Source organism: Paenibacillus sp. M-152 (assembly GCF_003856555.1).
Taxonomy (GTDB): Bacteria; Bacillota; Bacilli; order Paenibacillales; family Paenibacillaceae; genus Paenibacillus; species Paenibacillus polymyxa_C.
On record NZ_CP034141.1, the window covers coordinates 1,844,193 to 1,862,532 of the forward strand.

Below are 18,340 nucleotides of genomic sequence, written 5' to 3' on the forward strand. Positions count from 1 at the left end.
GGTGCAAAATGCTAACTAAAGAAATGGGGAGTTCGTATTGGATGGTCATACCGAGTTTCATTGGGGATTGCTAGGGGTGAATCTCTTCTTGGTACTGCTGCTTGTCTTTCTAAATGGTGTCTTTGTGGCCGCAGAGTTTTCGCTGGTCAAAATGCGCCAATCCCGATTGACGCAGCTCCAAAGTGAGGGGCATCGCCTGGCAGGCTATGCGCTAAAGGTGAACCAAAAGTTGGATGCTTATCTGTCTGCCACCCAATTGGGCATTACGCTGGCTTCATTGGGGCTAGGCTGGATTGGTGAGCCAGCAATATCCGGCTACCTGATAGAGCCACTCATGCACAAACTCGGTGTAACTGACGGTACACTGATTACAACGGTATCCGTTGTCGTCGGATTTTGCGTAATTACTTTTTTGCATATTGTATTGGGCGAACTGGCTCCCAAGTCTTTGGCGATTCAAAAGACCGAAGGAGTAGCGTTGTTTTTATCGGCGCCCTTGCTGCTTTTTTATAAGGTTTTTCTCCCTGTAATCTGGGTGTTGAATGCTGCCGCAAACATGCTGTTACGGGCATTCGGCATTCAGCCGGCCAGTGAAGCCGAAGCGGCACATTCGGAGGAAGAGATCCGTATATTGATGAATCAGAGCGCCAAAAGCGGTGTAATCGATAAGGATGAAATCAAACTGATGGATAATATCTTTGATTTTTCCGACTTGCTTGCTCGTGAAATCATGTTGCCGCGTACGGATATGGATTGCTTGTACACGAATTTGTCGTTTAAGGAAAATCTGAAGATTATCAGTGAAACCAAGCATTCCCGTTACCCGGTAGCGGTTGAGGATAAAGATCAGATTATCGGTTTTGTTCATATTACAGATCTTCTGTTAGCCGAGCAGGGCGAACAACTGGATCTGGCCTCAGTGGTGCGTCCAATTCTGAATGTGCCTGAGTCTATGGAAGTAAGTCATGTGCTGCGCCTTATGCAGAAAAAGCACTCCCAAATGACTCTCGTGGTGGATGAATACGGCGGAACCGCCGGTCTGCTGACAGCGGAGGAAATTCTGGAGGAAATCGTCGGGGATCTCTATGATGAGTTTGAAGATGAACGTCCAAGCGTGGAAATGAAGGAAGACTTCATCTCTGTGGACGGTCGTATGCTCATTGAGGATGTGAATGATTTGACTGGAGTGAACATTGAAGACGACGAGGTGGACTCCATCGGAGGCTGGCTGTTCAAGGAATTAGAAGGCAGTCCGGTGAAAGGGAAGAAAATAGAGTTTTATAATCTGACCTTTGAAGTGGAGGAAGCAACAAGGCTTCGCATCATGAGAGTGAAAATTCACCGCAAACCTGATCTGGTCAATGAAGATAATCTTTCTAGCGATGAGGAGTCCTGATCCACAGAGATAGGTATAATTAGTTCAGATATGTAAGTTATATAGAGTGCTGAAGAAAGAGCCTTTAAATCCACATTATCGTGGTTTTAAAAGCTCTTTTTGAATTTTATTTCTTTGAACCCATTTTTTTGTTCGAGACTTGGGCGATGCGGCATATGTTGAATAGTAAAGCAGATGGATCAATTAAAGGAGGTCCCGGCCCGTGAAATTTCCACAGCAAGGTCAGTATGCCCCGTTTGTCGGCCCGTTCGATCCGTGTCCGCCCATTCTATGCAAGACTTATGTGCTTCCGCCAAACTTGTTTATACAATTTCAGCCCCCTGGTCTGCCGCAATTCAGTCCAGAAGAGGCGCTGACGAAAGGAACGCTATGGCCATTGCTTTTCAGTCCTTATGAGCCTAGGAGAAACCAGGGGGGAGGCGAATAATATGGAGAATCCAAATCAGGGTCAGTCCCCAAATCAATTTCAGCAGCAAGTTCAGTATGAGAGTGGTCAACAACCGCCGAATCAGTCTCAAAACCCTTTTTCAAATTCGTATCCATCTCAGAGTCCATATCCATCTCAGAACCAGTACCAAAACCAAGCCCAGGGTTATAGTCAAGCTATCCCCCCGGCTCAGGGCTATACATCTCAAACCAAGCCAGTTGATGCCCAGTTTTATGCGCTATTGGAGAAGCTCCAAGCGGTGGATTTTGTCTTGGTAGAGCTGAATTTGTATTTGGATACACACCCGGATGATTTGCAGGCCATCGAACAGTTCAACAAGCTAACACAGGAAAGAACGGCGATTGCCAACGAGTACCAGCTCCTATATGGGCCTTTGCAAAATTTTGGTCGCGCTTATTCCAAGTATCCTTGGGAGTGGAGTCAAGCGCCTTGGCCGTGGCAGGTATAAGCAGGTACAACCTTTAATAAAGGAGGAACATGAATGTGGGTATATGAGAAAAAGCTGCAATATCCTGTACGTGTCAGCAAATGCGACCCTCACATGGCCAAGTTGCTTATGGAGCAGTACGGGGGAGCGGATGGAGAGCTCGCAGCAGCTTTGCGTTACCTGAATCAGCGGTATACCATTCCGGATAAAGTGATTGGTGTACTGAATGACATCGGGACGGAAGAATTTGCCCACCTCGAGATGATTGCAACGATGATTTACAAGCTGACGAAGGATGCGAGTGTGGAGCAATTAAAAGCGGCTGGTCTGGGCGAACATTATGCGGCACATGATCGTGCGTTATTTTATGAAAATGCGGCGGGGGTTCCTTTTACCGCGACCTATATTCAAGCCAAAGGCGATCCCATTGCGGATTTATATGAGGATATTGCGGCAGAGGAAAAGGCGCGAGCTACATACCAGTGGCTGATTGATTTGACAGATGATGTGGATTTGCAGGATAGTTTAAAGTTTCTGCGTGAACGTGAGGTGATTCATTCGCTGCGTTTCCGTGAGTCAGTAGAAATTTTGAAAGGGGAAAGAGACCGGAAGAAAGTATTTTAAGGGAATTTAGTAGGGAGGGCCATCTGCAAATGCAGGTGGCCTTTCTGTTTATAATCTTAAACAATCAACTCGAACCTATCCCCTAATATCAACTGCTTGGAACGATGGATTTTTTGGCCGTCTGGATTACAAACGGTACTTTTAATACACAGCAGAGGATAGCCTTCCTCAATATTTAAATAGGTGGCTACATCAAAAGAGGCAAATTCCATAACTATATATTTTCTTGATATTCCAAATGTAATCTTGTGTTTATTTTTTAAAATATCATAAAGAGATATATTATTTAAATCCTCTTGTAACAAAAAAGAAAAAGAAGAAGGGAAACGTGAATACTCTACAGATACCGGCACATTGTCAGCATACCTGATTCTTTCTATATTGATTACTTTATCCCCTGGCATTAAACCTAAATGTTCCTGATCTGATGCTGTAGCATCTTCAATCACGCATTTTATTACTTTTGCACCAGGCACTTTATTTTGTAATTTACAAGTATCGCTAAATCCAATGGTCTCTACGACATTTTTTTTGATTTTATCTTTTGTAATAAATGTTCCTTTTCCCGGAATCCGTACCAAGTAACCTTCAGAGGTAAGTGAATCAAGTGCCGCACGGACAGTTACACGACTCACATTATTGGTTTCACTTAATTCTAATTCTGTAGGGAGTTTGTCTCCTGGTTTTAGGGTACCGTTGTGGATGGAATCTAAAATTTTTTCTTGCAGCTGTCTATATAACGGTGAAGATTCTGAATGATCAATCATGCAGTTCAACCTCCAAATCAAGTTTTTATAAATGTATTATATTGTTTTATATCAGCATGCTTATATTATAACAGCATATACAATTTATGAATAGCTTGTAAGCCCTTGCAATATGGGGTTTATCCTTTAAAAATCGGGGGAATTGAAGCAGTACTCTAGAAAAAGTAGTAAAGTGTTATTGCCTAATGTATTGTTTTGTGTTATTGTTTCTTTATAACATTCCAATACATACACCGGTGTGGAATGAAAAACAAGAAAATGTATCATACAAGGAGGAAATGATAATGGAAATCAAAAAAATTATTGAAGAAATTTTAGCAAATAAACAAGAGGCTGGCGGTATAAAGCAGGTATATTATGTAGCTTGCGGTGGTTCTTATGGTGCTTTTTATCCTGCAAAAACATTTCTTGAAAAAGAAGCAAAGGAAGTTAAGGTAGGTCTCTATACCAGTAATGAGTTTGTGCATAACACACCTAGAGCATTTGGAGAAAATTCAGTACTGGTAGTGGCATCACATAAAGGTAATACACCAGAGACTGTGAAGGCCGCAGAATTAGGTAAAACAGCAGGAGTTCCAGTTATTGCATTAACATGGGTTGAAGATTCTCCTATTACAGAACAAGCAGACTATGTGGTGAAGTACACATTTGGGGATGGCAAAGATATTGCCCGCGAGAAAACCATGAAAGCACTAATGACGGCGGTAGAGGTATTAAATCAGACTGAGGGATATGAGCATTATGAAAAATTCCTGGACGGAGTAGGAAAAATAGATCGAATTGTTAAAAATGCATGCAAACACGTGGAAAAGCGTGCGCTGGCTTTTGCGAAAAATCATAAAGATGATTCCGTAATCTACACCATGGCAAGCGGAGCTGGCTACGGGGCTGCCTATATGCAAAGCATCTGCATTTTTATGGAGATGCAATGGATTAACTCTTCCAGCATACATTCAGGTGAATATTTCCATGGACCATTTGAGATTACTGATGCTGAAATACCATTTGTCATTCAGGTCTCTGAAGGAAGTACCCGACCTTTAGATGAAAGAGCGTTAAAGTTCCTTAACCGTTATACCAAGAGAGTAGAGGTTTTAGACGCAAAGGATTTGGGACTGTCTACCATTGACAGCTCTGTGGTTGATTACTTCAATCATTCTCTATTTAATAATGTTTACCCCGTTTATAACCAAGCTTTGGCCATTGAAAGAGCGCATCCGCTTACAACTCGTAGATATATGTGGAAGGTTGAATATTAATCTTTTAGCAACCTTTAGAGGGGATATTCTTATGGAACAATATAAGGTTATTGGCATTGGTGACAATGTAGTAGATAAATATGTCCACCAGGGTATGATGTACCCTGGTGGAAATGCCTTGAACTTTTGTGCGTATGCCAGAATGTGTGGTATGGAGGCATCTTATTTAGGTAAGTTTGGTAATGATCATATAGCTCAGTATATTCAAAAGGTTATAGACGATTTAGGGATAGAACGTAACCATTGCCGGATTTTTGAAGGGGAAAATGGGTATGCGCGGGTTACATTGGAAGACGGTGATCGTGTATTTCTGGGCTCCAATAAAGGCGGTATTGCAAAGGAAAAGGCATGGGACTTTACGGAAAATGACTTGAACTACATTAAAAATTTCTCCGTAATTCATACCAGTTTAAATAGCTATATAGAGCAGGATCTCGCAACATTAAAAATAACGAATGTGCCTATCTCCTATGATTTCTCGGTACGCTGGAATGATGAATATTTGGAACAAATATGCCGGTATGCGGACATTTCATTCCTTTCATGCAGTCATTTAACGGAAAGTGAAAGAAAAAGAGAAATGCTAAAAGCACAGAAATTCGGTTCTAAAATAGTGATTGGAACTGTGGGAGAAAATGGATCAGTTGCTCTCTATAAAGATCAATGGATGCACCAGCCGGCGGTATTGACGGATACCGTGGATACGATGGGAGCGGGTGACTCTTATATAACCGCTTTTATTGTAGAGATGATTAGAAGTTCTAATGCCGGCAAGATTTTCTACGATGAAGATGAGGATATGCTTCGGAGTATCAAAGCAAGCATGGAAAAAGGAGCGGTTTTTGCGGCTAAAATATGCCAGATAAACGGAGCTTTTGGCTACGGCACACCCATTCGTTGTTTGGACTCGGAAGAATAAGCATGATAAGAATTTTGTAAGCGTATTCAGTAAAGGGCGGCTACGCCCTTGTAGATAATGAAAGATCGGTAAAGTTCGTAAAATCAAAAAAAGGGAGAATTCTTATGTTTTGGTTTGAGCTATTGATCATCTTTTTACTCATTTTCTTCGGCGCTAGAGTTGGCGATGTTTTTATGGGCTTGCTCGGTGGAGTGGGCGTAGCGATTTTTGTATTTATCTTTCATGTCCAACCAGCGGCTCCTCCCATTGATGTGATGCTGATCATTTTAGCGGTTGTATTGGCTGCCTCTGCGCTGCAGTCTTCAGGCGGACTTAACTTACTCGTCCAGATTGCAGAGAAAATGCTTAGTAAGTCACCTAAGAATATTACAATAATAGCTCCAATCATATCCTGGTTATTTACCTTCTTATCAGGAACCGGGCATGTCGTATATAGTTTATTGCCTATTATCAATAAGCTTGCCATTGATAATGATATCAGGCCGGAAAGACCCATTTCAAATAGTATCATTGCTTCCCAGCAGGCAGTAACTTGCTCACCGGTTTCAGCAGCTACTGCTGCTATGATTGGATTTATGTCACCCCTTGGAGTAAGTTTGGGAACTATCTTGGCCATTTCCATACCTGCTACACTCTTAGGTGTCATTACAAGTGCGGTGTGCACGTTGCGTAAAGGGAAAGAATTATCTGAAGATTCGGAATATTTGCATAGATTGGCAGAAGGCTTAATTGAAAAATCAGAAAAGAAGGCTGAGAAAAAAGAAACTTCAAAAGGAGCGAAAGCCGCAGTTGTTCTCTTTTTGATGGGGGTTTTAGCCATTGTTATTATGGGCATGTTTACTCAGCTGCGTCCATCCTGGGTGCTGAATGGCGAGGTTACTAGTCTATCAATGCCGCATACCATTGAAATGATTATGCTAGTCTGCGCTACTATGATTATTATCGTATGCCGTCCGGCGATTGAAACGATTCTTAACGGACCCATATTTAGGGCAGGGGCGCTGGCTATGGTCTGTGCCTTTGGGTTAGCCTGGATGAGCAGTACCTTTATTAACGGACAAAGCGCTTTTATTCAAGATCATGTTGCTACGATTGTAAATAGTCACCCGTGGATGCTTGCCGTTATCATGTTTATCGTTGCTGCTTTAACTACAAGTCAAGGTGTCACGACATTAATTATGATACCTATTGCCATCGCACTTGATTTGCCTACCTACATCATAATTGGAGCCTGGATGGCTGTAAATGCAAACTTCTTTTTACCAGTATCTGCTCAGTGTCTTGCTGCGATATCTTTTGATACAGCGGGTACGACTAAAATTGGTAAATATGTATTGAACCACAGTTTTATGATACCTGGAATGATTAATATTATTTTATCTGTAATATTAGCTACTTTACTTGGAAGCGTTTTAATATAGCGTTGTGTAAAAAGGAGGTATCTAATTATTATGATACAGATCTCACAAATTGCGGCTGCAAACTATCATTATAAAAGATATTCTATGGAGTATTTTTTAGATTCTGTTGCAAGGCTGGGATTCCATAATATTGAATTGTGGGCTTCAGGTCCACATTTCCATTTAGACTATTTTACGTATCAGGATATAAAAAAATTAAATAAAAAAGTAAAAGAAAGAGGGTTAAAGACGATCTGCCTTACCCCTGAGCAGTATGTCTACCCGGTAAGCATCAGCCATCCTGATCCGGAGTATAGAAAGAGAAGTGTAGAGTTTTTTTGCCGGCATATCGAAGCTGCATCTTTGCTGGAATGTGACAAAGTGTTGGTGACCACAGGCATCGCATACTTGGATGTTGATGAGACAGAAATGTGGAAATGGTGCAGAGAATCTTTAGGCGAAATATGTAAAACAGCAGAAAAAGAGGGGATTTACCTTCCTATGGAGGCTTTTACCTCTTTTACCACACAGGTGTTTAATAGAGTCGAGCACATTTCCAAGATGATAAAAGAAGTTGGGAGTCCTTATTTAAAAGGTTTAGCGGATACAGATGTGATGGAAACTACAGGAAAGGATACCATTCATGATTTTATAAGGGAACTGAGAAATAATTTAATGCATGTACATTTTGTGGATGGTAATCCTGGAGGACATCTGGTGCCCGGAGAAGGAAAATTAGCAATGATGGAAGTGTTAAAGGAACTTAACAGTATAGATTATAAGGGATATCTAGGTCTGGAATTATTGGATAGAAGGTATGTTATGAATCCGGAAAAAGCCCTGAAGGATTCGCTCACGTGGTTCGAAAAACACCTGGAATGATATAAAAACGAGCGACTTTCAAACCAAGAAAGTCGATTCCCAGAAGGAATCGACTTTTTTAAGTGCGCCTAGCATGGGTATTAACTCTGGAGCAGGAAAACCCGAACGTGAACTGGCAGGTCCCTGCCTTTAGCCATTGTTCGTCTTCCTTATTTCTGCTGCTCTAGTTGTGCAAAATACTGTTCGTTATATAAAACACTTGGATGAGTAGGATGGTGCAACTGAGCTATGCGATGATGCGATTTTGCCTTTTCGATGTCACCGATTCGGTCATAACACAGGCATAATTGCAAGTGTGGAAACCAGGTATAGTACGACGAATTGGTTAAGGCCATTACATCTTGTAGGGGCTCGATCAGCGTCGCTTGACGAAACCAATAAATGGCTTGAGCATATTGTTCATCTTCAATGAACAAATTGCCGAAAACACAGCAGAACTGAGCGCGTGGTACATCGAGGGTAAGTGTGCGGAGCAAAGCCATACGTTGCTCCTGTTTTTGTCCTTGACGATTGTAGCAATCCGCAAGCTTAAAGCAAGCAGCAATCCGATCTTCTATCCATCCTTGATTTAGCCCTAGATAATGTTCGTACTGCTGAATGGCTTCTAGCGTGCGCCCGTTATCATATAATTCATTGGCGAAGTAGTAGTGATCTCGTTCAGAAAATACGGTACCCTGCTCCCGATGTTTGAGATATATGTGCAAATTACGGTCAGTATAAGCGCGTGTCTTGTTATGAGTCACCGCCATATTACTGTGAAAGATGCTGCCTGTTACATTCAGGAACTCGTGAACAAATCCGGTCCATCTGAATCTGCGATCACGCCGTACAATTCGGTTTCTTTTGAGCTTATACAACGGCTGTCCTTGTTCATCTACGGAAAGTACATAATCCATTGTAATGCTGTCATAAGAGAGGGTGGCTTGTTTTTTCCAGGTGAGAAAGGATAGTCGATCTTTTTCTTCCAGTATGTCATCGGCATCCAGCCAAAATTGATATTCTTGCGTGGCCTGATCAAACGCATAATTGCGAGCAGCGGAGAAATCATCGCACCACTCAAAGTTGTATATCCGAGCGTTGAATGCTGCAGCGACCTCTTGGGTTCTATCGGTAGATCCAGTATCAACGATAATGATTTCATCCACCAGGTCATGGACTGATTTCAGACAGGTATGAAGGGCTTCTTCTTCGTTTTTAACAATCATACATAAGCTGACAGTTACCATGCTCTTTGTCCCCCCAAAATAACTTGGTTTAATTTCCATTTTATTAGGATAGCTTGCTCATTATGTAGAATTCGGATGGAACGTGTAGAGGAGATGATGATCATAAATTCAGTTCTGTTCTAATAAATTAGAAAATCAAGTTGGATGTTTGGGGGGAGAGAATGGATTGAACGATGTGCGTGACATTCCGGGTTAGGACGTGCGACAGGATGGGTTTTATCGTTGAATGGGGAGATTGTATTTTGTATTGTTGTCGTTTTCAATGATATTTCCAGGTGTAAGTCCATTCATACCACGCTCACTCCCAATCGCTTGGTCGCAATTATGGTATGCGTTAGGACATGGAGGGGAACGGTTATGAGGCTTCCGCCTGATGGAGGCGTTGACACATGCGTATACTAATCGGCAGCCCGGTGCACCAGAAGCCGGAAATTTTGTCTTTGTTTCTTCAAGCCTTGGAGCGCCTGGAGACACCTGACGTGCTACCGGATTATTTGTTTGTCGATGATAATGACAATCCGATTTCAAGTCAGTGGCTAGTTGAATTTTCCAATCGGCTTCCGGGTCGGGTTTTGCCCTTGTTAACAGGCTCGCAGCAAGTGGAGAATCGTAGTGATGAGCACACTCATTATTGGCCGCCTGCTCTCGTCTGGAAAGTGGCTGGCTTTAAAAATCGTCTTATTGAATATGCCCTTCAGCACAATTATGACGCGTTGTTTCTGGTCGATTCAGACCTGGTTCTCCATTCTCGTACCTTGTGCAGGCTGGTGGAGACGGAGAAGGACATCGTATCAGAGATTTTCTGGACACGTTGGCAACCGGAAGGACCGTTATTGCCTCAAGTGTGGGTCAGTGATGAATATAACTTGTTTCACCGTGAAGATGGCGAAGTGTTGTCGAAAGAGGAGCGAGCGCAACGTGAGTTGCATTTTATACACCAGTTGCATATTCCTGGTTTGTATGAGGTGGGTGGTCTAGGCGCTTGCACCTTAATCCGCAGACGGGCGCTGGAAGCAGGAATTCATTTTGGCAAAATCAAAAACGTTTCTTATTGGGGAGAAGATCGACATTTTTGTATTCGGGCGGCTGCATATGGATTTCCACTTTTTGTAGACACACACTATCCGGCAATGCATCTATATCGGGAAGCCGATCGAATGAAGGCAGAACAGCTATTATTCACCCTAAAATATTTTACATCGAACCATTCAGAGCAAGTAACACATGCGGAACACTCCGATACTTCTCCAAGCTCTCCAGCCTTCAATCATTCAGCATCTTCAAGAACCCCTAAGTTCCCTGAACCTCCAGTTATACCCGATCATCTCCACGAAACTGCTGTCTTTGCCAAGTACACAGCGGATTCGTTTGTTGTACCACCAACGTTCACTGGTCCACGACAAAGTGAGCTTTATACACCGCCTGTCTCTAATCCTAAATTGACGCTGACCATGACGGTATACAATGAGGCAGATCACAAGCTTACAGACGTGCTGCTGAGCCACCGAAAATACATTGATGAAGCAGTCATTATTGATGATGGTAGTCATGACGATAGCGGAGAGTTGTGCCGGGAAATCTTACAAGGAATCCCACTGCGTCTGATCCGCAATGAAACACCCTCTTTTACCAATGAAGTCGAACTGCGAAAGCAGCAGTGGAGAGAAACATTGGCTTCCTCTCCCGAATGGATATTAAGCATGGATGCTGACGAAATGTTCGAATCCCGCTTTGCCCAAGGGGTCCATTCTTTGTTAGCGGGAACGACAGCGGATACGATTTGTTTCAGGTTGTTTGATATGTGGTCTTCCACGCATTACCGTGATGATGAATATTGGCAGGCTCATCGGTATTACCGTCCTTTTTTAATTCGATATAAAGAAGGGTTCCCTTATAAATGGAGGGAGCAGTCCTTGCACTGTGGGAGATTACCCGAAAATGTACTTGATCTTCCCACAGAGATCAGCAACTACCGTATTCAGCATTGGGGTTGGTATACACCTGCTATTCGCATGGCTAAATTTGAGCGGTACCAGCTGCTTGACCCAAGTGCTCGTTATGGATGGAAAGAGCAATATGAATCAATTCTGGACTCGAACCCACAACTCACGCTCTGGGTGGATCAGGACAACAAAAATACAGAAAAAGAACCTACACCAGAATATGAACCTGCCCATCAGGTGGACGCCTCGGATGTCGCCAAGGTGGCCAGTGTACAGGTTATGAACAAACCCGAACCACAAATAAAAAGTGAAACCAAGGACACCTTTTATGCTACGGAGAAGGGGAAAGGAGCAGAGCAGAGTGTAAAATGCAAACTGTGTGGCTCATCTGACACGGTAGTATTTCATGATTATCAACGCTTTACCTTGATGGGATGCGGCTCCTGTGGATTGGTTTTTCGTAAGGATGTGGATCATATTCAGTCTGAGGAAATGATAGCAGAGATTTATAATGCCAATTGGGTTGCTATGCGGGATAGTGCAGCGGCGTCCACCTATGGGGATCATGCTCTTTTTGGACTTATGTTGCTCGATATGTTCAGTCCCAGAAAAGGAAAATTGCTAGAGATTGGCTCAGGCACCGGAGAATTTATCCATGCTGCCCTTCAAGCTGGCTGGAATGCAGTGGGCATTGAGCCGTCCAGTGACTCGCGTGCCTACGCCAAAAGCAAATATGAGGTAGATTTATTACCCGGCTATTGGAACGGTGAAACAGAATTAGATGCTCAAACACAACAATCTGTGGAAGTGGAAATTCACCAAGCTCATGAAGCTCAGGAAGGGATTGAGGCCGAAAGTTTAGAGGAAGAACTGGACTTATCTTTGGAGCACCCATACGAAGCCATCGCATGCTGGCATGTGCTGGAGCATATCGCGGACCCAGTCGCATTTTTGACGGATTTATGCGAACAGCTTCAACCTGACGGAACGTTATATATTACGGTGCCCAATAAAAACTCGTTTACCAACGAGGCTTACGGCGTTCATTCACCTTTATTTACGGAGGAAGATCATTTGTACCATTATTCAGATCATACGCTGACGCTCTTGCTGGAAAAGTCCGGCTTGCGTCCGGTGGCTTTGTTCACCCGCCAGCTTCCTGCTGGTTTGGATGCCTTGCTGCAAGCACATCCATTGTACGGTGAGCTTGCCTTTACAGAACAAATGGGATTGTTGGCTAAGCTTCAAGGCGAGAAACGGGGTCATGAATTATGCTGTGTAGCAAGAGTAATCTAAACATCTCCAAAGGAGGAGGCTACATTCATGAATATGGCTGACCCGTATCTGTCTCGCTTTTTTGTATATTCTGATCCCAACTCGTCCAACATGATTTACAGACTCCCTCAAAGCTGGTGGAGTCGTCCTTATGAGTATGAGTGGTGTCTCCAATTTATGTCTGGGCAAGATACAGTATTGGACGCGGCATGTGGTATCCCTCATCCATTCAAATTTGAGCTGGCCCGCCGTTGCGCTCAGGTCTATGCCTGCGATCTGGATATACGAATCGTTTCTGTAGATGCTATCTTGGCCGAGGTGCGGCGGGATATTGGAGAGGAGGCCGCTGAGCGCATTCAGGAGATTTTACCGGTTCGGCTCCACTCCGCCCATGCCAATCTGACCGCCCTGCCCTATGAGGATGCCAGTTTTGACAAAATTGTATGTATTTCAGTGTTGGAGCATTTAACGCCCGATGAATCTTTGGCAGCCTTGCGTGAATTTCATCGAACTTTACGGGATGACGGAATGCTTCTGTTGACGTTTGATTACCCTACAGTAGATCTTTCAGCGATGGAACAATGGATAGAACAAGCGGGATTTTCGTATTGGAGTGGTGTGGATCTTAAGCTTCCACGGGGAGCTCTACACACAGATATGTGGGGCGGATTACATTGTTTTAGGACCGTTCTAAAAAAATATAAGAGTTAACGGTATGCGCAATGAGGTTTACACGGACCTCTCTTATTGCTTATCATGAGAGGGGTCGGAGTGTAAACTTACATAGGAAAGGAATGACTGATAACTACATGAACAATGCACCTGTGTTGAAGAAACCTGAGGCTATGGTATTTGATATGGACGGTACACTTTTTCAGACGGAGACGCTGCTGCTTCCTGCGTATCACAAGCTGTTTGATACGTTGCGCGCCGAAGGGCTTTATGAAGGAGAGACTCCTCCGGAGGAGCTTATTTTGAATAGTTTGGGTATGCTGCTGGATGAAATCTGGAGAAGAGTAATGCCAGAAGCCAGTGAAGCAGCTCACAGAAGAGCGGACGAGTTGTTGCTTCAGCTGGAGCTGGAGGGGTTGAAGAATGGAAGTCATGCTCTGTATCCACATGTAAAAGAAACACTCCAGGCACTTCATGAGCAAGGTGTCCGATTATTCGTAGCCAGTAACGGGCTGGAGGATTACGTAAAGGGGATTGCTGCTGCGTATGAAATGGTTCCTATTTTTGAAGGACTGTACAGCGCTGGGGAGTACAGTACGCTTTCCAAAGTGAATTTGCTAGAAATTCTGTTGAGCAAGCACGATATTTCGAATGTATGGATGGTCGGAGATCGTTCCTCCGATGTGGAAGCTGGTAAAAAGAACGGACAGACCGTGATCGGCTGTGCTTACGCTGGATTTGGTGTGAATGATGAGTTGGAAGGGTCCGATGCGATTATTACGGACTTTACCCAGCTGCTTACGCTTTATAAAAACGCCGAGTAACTGTGAAAGCACAGATAAGAGTTATAAATAGCTGTGGCGTATCATATAAATAATACATGCAAACGATGTTGGGCGATAACAAAACAAAGGAAGGCAGCCACTTAGGCGGAGCCTTCCTTTGCTTTACTCTCTGTCTTATCTTCTGTTTGTTCTTCTGCTTTCTGTTCCGTCTGCGGCTTCGGATTAATCTGAGTGTGGTAGACCCACAGGGCGTATTCCATGGGCTTGGTGATGGCACGACGATAGGTTTCTTTTTCGCCAATGCGTGAAAATACCTCGCGAGCCGGCTTCGGGTTGACTTCGAGCACGTAGATATGACCGTCCTTATTGATTGCCAAATCGAGCGCAAGCTCACATAATGCCCCATAGCTTTCTTCCAGATACGCAGCAATGTCCAGTCCGAGCTTTTCCCCTTGCTTGATGATTTTCTCTCTCTGGTCTTCATCACGAATCCATTGCGTCAGCAATTGCTTCATCGGCACTGCCTTGCCTCCGCCATGTAGGTTGGAAGTGACACTCCGATGTGCCCCGATGCGCCCGGCACATCCCGTTAGCTCCCATACTCCCTGGCTATTTTTCTGTACCAGCATACGGTAATCATGGACCCTGCCATTCGGCAACTGCACAGGAATGCCTTCCTGAACAATGTAGTTATCCATGTTCCAGCTGCTCAGACGCGGCTCCAGACGATCCAGACGTACCCGCTGCTGAGGAATAATATGGCGCTTGCGATTGCGTCCCTCAATCAGATACAGGCCGCTCTGCTTGTTAACAGGCTCAATGCGTAAAATGCCGCGGCCTCCCGTGCCGTTAATTGGCTTGAGGTATACTAGTGAATTCTGTTTGAGCATTCGCTTTACACTATGAAATCCATCGAACGGCTCTGTTGCAGGCAGATGGGGGCGAAAGGCAGCCTTTCTCGCAAGCTGCTGATGAATGGCCCATTTATTACTCAGCGGTCGGTTTAAATAAACAAGGTCTGTATACTGCAATCGGAATTTCTTTAATTGACGATACCGCTCACTGCGCTGGACTCGGCAGCGGTCGAAAATCATATCCGGAAATTCTCGCCATTTTCGTGTCCATTTATCGCTGTGTGGATCATAGATTTGGGCAAGGAGCAGTCTGCGATCCTTATGGACATCCGCAGGAGTGAATACATACATATCCAGCCCCAGCCTTTTTCCTTCTGCAATCATGCGTTCATATATGTCACGTTCCTCCAGTTGCTTCTTACTGTTCAAATACAAAGTCATGATGCCTAGGACAGGTTTTGGCACAGCATTCCACCTTCCTCTGCCGTCTGCTCATCTTCGGATAACTCCCCACAAAATATTAGCGTGGGCTTCCCCGTCGGTCCAGTCGTCATTTCATGTGCAATAAGTCCAGCACGAAAACAGGTTTTGAGACTGGCCATATTGTCGGTGGCTACGCTGCACGTCAGACGGCGCAGCTGTTGAAGCTGGGCGGACAGCAGTCTAGCGCCCAGTCTGCGGCCCCGGTAAAGCGGACGAACAATTACGATGCAAGCATCCTTCCCATAATTCAGAGCGAGGGAAAATCCCGCAATCCGCAGCCCCTTCTCTGTGCGCACATATGCGCACAGGAGGGAGGAGCCAGGGGTGTTCAATTGCTCCGGCGTTAAAACAGCCAACTGCCGCAGAGCATTGCGAGTAATGCGCATGCCGCCCGAGCTACGAGCCAGAAACAGCAACTGTCGTCGTCTCAGTACCCAACTCCGGGCAGGCAAATGTTGAACATCGCTAATTTGCGGCATAATTCCACTTCCTTGAGATTATTTCATTCGTTCGGCCAAAAAGGAGCTGTACTGAAATATACGTCTAAGTGATTTTTGACGGATGTCCGGCTCGTCGAATTTCATCGGTTTGGCATTGGCTTCAAAAAACCAGAGGGTCCCGAGTGTGTCTACGCCCAGATCCATGGACATTTCACCATGAGAAAGACCGGATGCGCGTTCAATTTGACGTGCAATCTGAATGGCCGTACTTTTAACCTTATTCAGCAAATCTGTGCTATCCTCAGGTCCAAAGAGTGAGGACAGCAGCATAAACGGGTCCTCCACACTTCCCCCGCGCGGAACATGTGTTGTAATACTTCCCTTACCCGCTAGTCTGGCACCTACTCCGGTAATGCTCCATGCGCCACGGGCATTTTTTTGCACTAGAATGCGCAAATCGAAGGGCTTTTTCTGATAGGTTGCTAGATCGATACCCTGCTGAATGATATAAGGGGAGCTGCCTGCTTCTCGGCGAATACGTCCCCATAACCGAGACAAGGATACAGATCGGTAGGTTATGCTTTTTTTGTCATGTTGAATGGTCAACCTGTATGCCATCAGATGCTCTGGGTTGAATCTGAGGATCATAATTCCCTTTCCGGCTTTACCGTTTTCTGGTTTGAGATACAGGTATGGATATGCAGACAGCATTTTTCCTAAGGATGACAGGTTGCTTAATCGTTTGGTAATCGGAACAAGTTGACGAGTGGATTCCGAGGTGCGGAGCCATTTGAACAGTTCCCATTTGTTAAAAAAGCCTGGATTGTACAGCTCAACGCCTGAGGCATGTGCAATTTCATCCAGCTTTGTGCGCACAGATGTTTTAAGTTCATAATTACGGTTGGGGATACGATTATAAATGACCTGTGGAGATGGGAAATTTTGTTCCTCCCATATCTGTGAGTTTTTGTTGTAGATGTAGCCCTTCACTGTTTCATCCGTCAGTTTCAAGTCCCTGACAGTAACAATGTATACCTGATAACCCATGCGCGTTCCCGTTTCAAGAATATCCCTGAAGTTTCGCTGATTTCCCTTGAAAAATTGTTCATCGTCGTGCACTGTCAATACAGCAACAACTGGTTTTTGCTCCGCCCGGGTATTCATAGTTCCTCTTTTCTGCGGAATTTACTGAGGTAAAGACAGTGGTCCAAAATATGCTCCACGGATGCTTTACCCTCCGCACGCAACGATGGATGCTGAAAAATGGATCGACCTGGCTTAGAATTGGCTTCAAACATCCATACCTTTTCATCCTGATCAATGCCCAGATCGAATCCGATTTCACCCAGTAGATGCTGGTGGTGATATTCAATGGCTTCTGCTAGTGTAACTGCTACATTCTTGGCACGTTGCAGCACTTCACCCGCCCGGTCTCCGAATACACGACCGAGCGCTTGCTCGGGTGTCATCAGGGAACCGCCGTTTTTGATATGGGTCGTGACACTGCCACGTCCGGCTTTTTTGGCTCCAATGCCAACGACGACCCATTGGTTATTACCGTCTTTGTGCATATGAAACCGAAAATCAATCGGGCAATTATCAATCTCGATCAGCTGAATGCCCTGCTGAATGACGTAGCCTTTTAGCGTCTGCCCCTTATTGGAGTGAAGCATCCTCAGCATGGAATTAAAAGAGGCGAACCGCAGCAATACATTGCTATTTTTTTTTCGGTACCTTACATAGTATCCTTGCTTGGGGACATAGGACAGACGATAGATTCCTTTGCCGAGACTGCCGCTACTTGGCTTGTAATAAGCAAATTGATGCCGCTCCAGCATACCTCGAATACGTTCAGAGCTAGGATTCATATAGGATTCAGGGACATAACGGTTAACCTCTGGATTATTTTCTAGCAAATGATAGATATCGGATTTATTGAAAAAGCTCCAGTTAAAGAAAGGAATTCGTTTACGGGAAAAGCGTTCGCGTAGTTGATTGATCGCTGGGGAAAAATCAGAGCGACGGCTCGGCAAACGATTATAAATTACGTCCGGCAGAGGTACGAGTTTACGGGTAAACTCCCCGCTGGATGACAGAAAATAGCCGTTAATCGTATCATTTTGCCAGTTGATATCCCGTGGGGTGAAGGCAAAAATATAAGACTTTTTGCTGCCTTCCTTCAACAGTTGCTTAATAAAGCCTGTGCGTGATCCGAAAGGGCGGGTGGTGGAGCTAGTAGCATCAGACAATACTCCAATCAACGGTCCAAGCTGAACATCTCCGTCCAGATTCCGCAAATAGATAGACCCGCTTTTGGGAACACGGATTGCATTGCGTAAGCCGGAGGTCAAGTATAGATGACGTCCCGCCTTCTGAATGGGTTTTACTGTTGCGGGAATCTGATCCTTGCCAAGTCGCAAACGAATGGACTTGGCTCCAGATAACTTAAGGCTTTTCAACAAGGCAGTGGATATATACGCCACCTTGTCGGGCTGCTGTGAGAAATGCACATTGCAATGCGTTAAACTCATCTGTTTATC

17 protein-coding genes are annotated in these 18,340 nt (G+C 44.4%); 11 read left to right on the top strand and 6 right to left on the bottom strand.

Going from position 1 to position 18,340, the window contains the following annotated elements; genetic code table 11:
- The first annotated feature begins 37 nt into the window (after positions 1-37).
- The 4 genes from EGM68_RS08350 to EGM68_RS08365 all read left to right on the top strand — a co-directional run bounded on the left by EGM68_RS08350 (position 38) and on the right by EGM68_RS08365 (position 2,895).
- The gene (locus tag EGM68_RS08350; RefSeq protein WP_013370311.1) at positions 38-1,396 is read left to right on the top strand and encodes a hemolysin family protein; all 1,359 of its coding nucleotides are present in this window, start codon (positions 38-40) and stop codon (positions 1,394-1,396) included.
- A 202-nt stretch (positions 1,397-1,598) separates the two neighbouring features.
- Complete coding sequence (locus EGM68_RS08355; RefSeq protein WP_013370312.1) at positions 1,599-1,823, top strand: spore coat associated protein CotJA; 225 nt, start codon at positions 1,599-1,601, stop codon at positions 1,821-1,823.
- Position 1,824: 1 nt separating this feature from the next.
- On the top strand, positions 1,825-2,292 hold the full coding sequence (locus EGM68_RS26375; protein ID WP_014599603.1) for a spore coat protein CotJB: 468 nt from the start codon (positions 1,825-1,827) through the stop codon (positions 2,290-2,292).
- Positions 2,293-2,325: 33 nt separating this feature from the next.
- Positions 2,326-2,895 (top strand): manganese catalase family protein, encoded by a 570-nt coding sequence (locus tag EGM68_RS08365; RefSeq protein WP_013370315.1) that lies wholly within the window; start codon positions 2,326-2,328, stop codon positions 2,893-2,895.
- A gap of 56 nt (positions 2,896-2,951) precedes the next feature.
- On the opposite strand, the gene EGM68_RS08370 is transcribed toward EGM68_RS08365, so the two are convergent.
- On the bottom strand, positions 2,952-3,662 hold the full coding sequence (locus EGM68_RS08370; RefSeq protein ID WP_013370316.1) for a GntR family transcriptional regulator: 711 nt from the start codon (positions 3,660-3,662) through the stop codon (positions 2,952-2,954).
- Between the two features lie 284 nt (positions 3,663-3,946).
- Between EGM68_RS08370 and EGM68_RS08375 the strand changes: the two genes are divergently transcribed.
- The 4 genes from EGM68_RS08375 to EGM68_RS08390 all read left to right on the top strand — a co-directional run bounded on the left by EGM68_RS08375 (position 3,947) and on the right by EGM68_RS08390 (position 8,122).
- Complete coding sequence (locus tag EGM68_RS08375; protein WP_013370317.1) at positions 3,947-4,921, top strand: SIS domain-containing protein; 975 nt, start codon at positions 3,947-3,949, stop codon at positions 4,919-4,921.
- Positions 4,922-4,952: 31 nt separating this feature from the next.
- Positions 4,953-5,840, top strand: coding sequence for a fructoselysine 6-kinase (locus EGM68_RS08380; RefSeq protein ID WP_025676026.1), 888 nt, complete (start codon positions 4,953-4,955; stop codon positions 5,838-5,840).
- Between the two features lie 104 nt (positions 5,841-5,944).
- Positions 5,945-7,261: an anaerobic C4-dicarboxylate transporter family protein gene (locus EGM68_RS08385; RefSeq protein WP_040101729.1), complete on the top strand. Its 1,317-nt coding sequence runs from the start codon at positions 5,945-5,947 to the stop codon at positions 7,259-7,261.
- A gap of 30 nt (positions 7,262-7,291) precedes the next feature.
- On the top strand, positions 7,292-8,122 hold the full coding sequence (locus EGM68_RS08390) for a sugar phosphate isomerase/epimerase family protein (protein ID WP_129548997.1): 831 nt from the start codon (positions 7,292-7,294) through the stop codon (positions 8,120-8,122).
- Between the two features lie 149 nt (positions 8,123-8,271).
- On the opposite strand, the gene EGM68_RS08395 is transcribed toward EGM68_RS08390, so the two are convergent.
- Complete coding sequence (locus EGM68_RS08395; protein WP_058711211.1) at positions 8,272-9,348, bottom strand: glycosyltransferase family 2 protein; 1,077 nt, start codon at positions 9,346-9,348, stop codon at positions 8,272-8,274.
- Between the two features lie 389 nt (positions 9,349-9,737).
- On the opposite strand from EGM68_RS08395, the gene EGM68_RS08400 reads away from it, so the two are divergent.
- From EGM68_RS08400 to EGM68_RS08410, 3 genes are all read left to right on the top strand, one after another.
- The gene (locus EGM68_RS08400; RefSeq protein ID WP_058711212.1) at positions 9,738-12,587 is read left to right on the top strand and encodes a methyltransferase domain-containing protein; all 2,850 of its coding nucleotides are present in this window, start codon (positions 9,738-9,740) and stop codon (positions 12,585-12,587) included.
- A gap of 27 nt (positions 12,588-12,614) precedes the next feature.
- Complete coding sequence (locus EGM68_RS08405; RefSeq protein ID WP_025676031.1) at positions 12,615-13,277, top strand: class I SAM-dependent methyltransferase; 663 nt, start codon at positions 12,615-12,617, stop codon at positions 13,275-13,277.
- Positions 13,278-13,360: 83 nt separating this feature from the next.
- Positions 13,361-14,062, top strand: coding sequence for an HAD family hydrolase (locus EGM68_RS08410; RefSeq protein WP_016819605.1), 702 nt, complete (start codon positions 13,361-13,363; stop codon positions 14,060-14,062).
- A 101-nt stretch (positions 14,063-14,163) separates the two neighbouring features.
- Here the strand turns inward: EGM68_RS08410 and EGM68_RS08415 are convergent, their stop codons facing one another.
- From EGM68_RS08415 to EGM68_RS08430, 4 genes are read right to left on the bottom strand one after another with little or no spacing between them, the layout of a single operon-like run.
- Positions 14,164-15,342, bottom strand: a complete 1,179-nt coding sequence (locus EGM68_RS08415; RefSeq protein WP_025676032.1) for a YheC/YheD family endospore coat-associated protein — start codon at positions 15,340-15,342, stop codon at positions 14,164-14,166.
- A complete protein-coding gene (locus EGM68_RS08420; RefSeq protein WP_040101724.1) occupies positions 15,324-15,839 on the bottom strand; it encodes a GNAT family protein in 516 nt (171 codons plus the stop codon). The genes EGM68_RS08415 and EGM68_RS08420 overlap by 19 nt, the downstream gene beginning before the upstream one ends.
- A gap of 18 nt (positions 15,840-15,857) precedes the next feature.
- On the bottom strand, positions 15,858-16,964 hold the full coding sequence (locus tag EGM68_RS08425; RefSeq protein WP_129548998.1) for a YheC/YheD family endospore coat-associated protein: 1,107 nt from the start codon (positions 16,962-16,964) through the stop codon (positions 15,858-15,860).
- On the bottom strand, positions 16,961-18,331 hold the full coding sequence (locus EGM68_RS08430) for a YheC/YheD family endospore coat-associated protein (protein WP_013370328.1): 1,371 nt from the start codon (positions 18,329-18,331) through the stop codon (positions 16,961-16,963). Before EGM68_RS08430 ends, EGM68_RS08425 begins: the two co-directional genes overlap by 4 nt.
- Positions 18,332-18,340: the final 9 nt, after the last annotated feature.